This window comes from Algoriphagus aestuariicola (assembly GCF_017254835.1).
Taxonomy (GTDB): Bacteria; Bacteroidota; Bacteroidia; order Cytophagales; family Cyclobacteriaceae; genus Algoriphagus; species Algoriphagus aestuariicola.
In genome coordinates, this window is record NZ_JAFKCW010000026.1 from 1 (window position 1) to 465 (window position 465).

The 465-nt window shown below is 56.1% G+C and carries 1 protein-coding gene; it reads right to left on the reverse strand.

Translation table 11 applies throughout. From position 1 onward, the window contains the following. Positions 1 to 453: CLIPPER-2 domain-containing protein (locus J0A67_RS22645; protein WP_438839603.1), on the reverse strand; the 453-nt coding region annotated here is incomplete at its 3' end. Positions 454 to 465 lie beyond the last annotated feature (12 nt).

Here is a 465-nt window from a genome sequence, read left to right on the forward strand (position 1 = left end):
CGTGCCCACGTCGCTTACCGCAACGCCGGTCAACGTCACGTTGCCTGAGTTGGTAACCACCAGCTCGTAACTGATCACCTCATCCAATTGGCTGTAATCCGTAGGAGTAGGGGTTTTCGTCAAGGCGATACCTGGGCTCTGAACTGCCGTCACTGTGGCCGTAGCCGTAGCCGTCTGGATCACACTGTTCGGATCCTCGCCCGTTACTGTTGCAATATTCACATAGCTGCCGCCATCCACATCTGACTGGGTTACCGTGTAGACGGCTCCAACCGTTGCACTCTGCCCAGGGGCCAACGTGCCCACCTGTGGATTGCCCATCGTCGTGCCCGCATCGCTTACCAACACATTGTCCAGGGTCACGTTGCCTGTATTCGTCACCACCAGGCTGTAGCTGATCTGATCCCCTGATTGTGAATAGGTAGCCGGATTAGCTGTTTTCGTCAAACTGATGCCTGGGGTCTG